The sequence below is a fragment of the Cellulomonas sp. IC4_254 genome (genome assembly GCF_011603975.1).
Taxonomy (GTDB): domain Bacteria; phylum Actinomycetota; class Actinomycetes; order Actinomycetales; family Cellulomonadaceae; genus Cellulomonas.
This window is the reverse complement of record NZ_JAANNB010000323.1, coordinates 1-2378: the sequence shown is the minus strand read 5'-3', so window position 1 is coordinate 2378 and position 2378 is coordinate 1. Positions and strand designations below refer to the sequence as shown.

3 protein-coding genes are annotated in these 2378 nt (G+C 79.7%); 1 reads left to right on the top strand and 2 read right to left on the bottom strand.

Annotated elements, in window-relative coordinates:
* A partial coding sequence (locus G6556_RS18400) for a class I SAM-dependent methyltransferase (protein ID WP_166944541.1) occupies positions 1-748 on the top strand: 748 nt, incomplete at its 5' end.
* Here the strand turns inward: G6556_RS18400 and G6556_RS18395 are convergent.
* Positions 745-1491, bottom strand: coding sequence for a DinB family protein (locus G6556_RS18395; RefSeq protein WP_166944539.1), 747 nt, complete (start codon positions 1489-1491; stop codon positions 745-747). The genes G6556_RS18400 and G6556_RS18395 overlap by 4 nt on opposite strands.
* A 90-nt stretch (positions 1492-1581) precedes the next feature.
* A partial coding sequence (locus tag G6556_RS18390; RefSeq protein ID WP_240934723.1) for an alpha/beta hydrolase occupies positions 1582-2378 on the bottom strand: 797 nt, incomplete at its 5' end.

Here is a 2378-nt window from a genome sequence, read left to right as displayed (position 1 = left end):
CGACCTCGACGACCCGTGGACCGCACTGGCCGACGACTGGGCCGCCGCGTGGGGCGGCTTCGCCCGCCCGGCCCGTACCGCGCTGCTGACGGCCGCGGGCGTCGGCCCGGGGACGCGGCTGCTGGACGTCGGCTGCGGGACGGGCGAGCTGCTCGCCGACGCGGCCGCCCGCGGCGCGGCGGTGTCGGGTGCGGACGTCGCGCCGGGCATGGCATCGCGGGCCCGGCGGGCGGTCCCCGGTGCGGACGTGCGGGTCGCGGAGGCCGAGGACCTGCCGTGGGCGGACGGCGCGTTCGACGTCGTGTCCGCGGTCGCCGTGCTGCACCTGGTGGACGACCCGGCGGCCGCGGTCGCGGAGGCGGCGCGCGTGCTGGCGCCGGGCGGGCTGCTCGCCGTGTGCGGCTGGGCCGAGCGGGACCGGTGCGAGCTGGACGCGGTCGAGGCGGCGCTCGCCGCGGACGACGGCGAGGACCCCGGCCCGGAGGGGCCGCTGCGCCGGGAGGGCCCGGTGCGCGCGCTGCTGACCGGCGCGGGCCTGGCGGTCGAGCACGTGGCGCTCGTCGACGTCCCCTGGACGGCGGCGGACGAGGACGCCCTGGTGCGGGGGCTGCTGCTCGGCGAGGACGCCGCCGGGCTCGCCGACCGCGGGCCGGTGGTGCGCGCGGCGGCGGTCCGGTTCCGCACCGCGGACGGCGCCTACCGGTTCCGGAACGCGTTCCGGCTGGTGCTGGCCCGCCGCCCCGGTTAGCGTCCGGCGGCGATCGCGTCGAGGTCGCGGACGGCGTACCGGTGGTGCTCCCACTCCTCCTCGAGGATGGTGTGCAGGCAGGACAGCACCGTCTCCTGGTGCTCCGGCGCCCACGGGTTCGGCCGCGTGCCGGTCAGGTCCGCCGCCGTGACGCCGGCCAGGTAGTCGCGCACCATCGCGACCCGCTCGGCCCGCACGGCGAGCACCTCGTCCCACGCGGGCTCGGTGTCCGAGAACACCGCCGGGTCGTGGCCGTCGGCGGCGTACTCGACGTTCGGCTGGCCGACCGGGTGGTACGGCCGCTCGACGCCCAGCACCGCGCCGCGCAGCCAGGTGTCGGTCGCCATGACCAGGTGCCGCACCGTCTGCGCGAACGACCACTCGCCGTCGACCTGCACGTCCACCGTGCCGGCCGGCAGCGCCGCGACGCGCTCGAGGGTGGCCGCCCAGGTCGCCTCCACCGCGGCCCACGCCCGACGCAGCCCCTCGGGGTCGCCGGCGCGCCGCTGCGACCGCCCGGGGAACCGCCGGTCGAGCTCCGCGTCCACGTAGGGCACCACGTCGACGCCGTTGACCAGCAGCGAGCCGCCGTCGAGCAGCCACGGCGCGTCGATGTCCGCCCCGTCGAACTCGACCCCGCGCATCACGACACCGGACAGGTCGCAGCGTACGAGCCGGGCGCCGTGCAGGTCGGCCTCGACGAGGTGCGCCCCGCGCAGGTCCTGCTGGTCGGTCGTGGTCATGTCGTCCCCCTCCGCTGCCGCCGGGTGACCAGTCAAGCCCCGGAACCGGCCCGCGCGCCAGACCCCGGCCCGGCCGGGGGCGGCCCGGGGTCAGCCCGGGGCGTGCTCCCGCAGGAACGCCCGCACCGCCTCGGCCGCCTCGGCGCTGTCCAGGTGCAGCCCGTGCCGCGCCCCGGGGACCGCGACGAGCCGGGCGCCGGGGACGGCCGCGGCCAGCCGCTCCGCGGAGGCGAGCGCCGCGAGCCGGTCCTCGGTCCCGTGCACGACGAGCGTCGGCGCCGCCACGCGCCCGAGGTCGGCGAGCGCGGCGTGCTCGGTGCTCGCGCGGTACAGGGCCCGCAGGGTGGGGCGGGCGGCGTCGAGCGCGAAGAACGTCCGCACCTCGTCGGCGTGCGCGGCCGCCCAGGCGTCGTCGAAGAACAGCCGCGTGCGGGCGGCGGCGTCCCCGCCGAGCAGCAGCCGGTGCGCCTCGGCGTCCCGCGGCACCCCGTCGGCGGCCCCCGCGCTGGTCGCCAGCAGCACGAGGGAGGTCACCCGCGCCGGCTCGTCCACCGCGAGCCACTGCGCGATCTTGCCGCCCATCGAGTGCCCGACGACCTGCGCGCGGCCGACCCCGGCGGCGTCCAGCACCGCCCGGACGTCCCGGGCGAGGTCGCGCGTCGTGAGCCCGTCCGGCGCGCGGCCGTCCGGGCCCGGCGCGGTGCCGGCGACGCCGCGCTGCTCGGTGCGCAGCACCCGGAACTCCGTGGCGAGGTCGGCGGCGACCCGGTCCCAGCCGGCCATCGCGGTCGCCTGGCCCTGGAGCAGCAGCACCGGGCTGCCCGCGCCCTGCTCGCGCCAGCGCAGCGGCGTGCCGTCGTCCGCGGTCGCGGCGCGGTCGGGCCCGG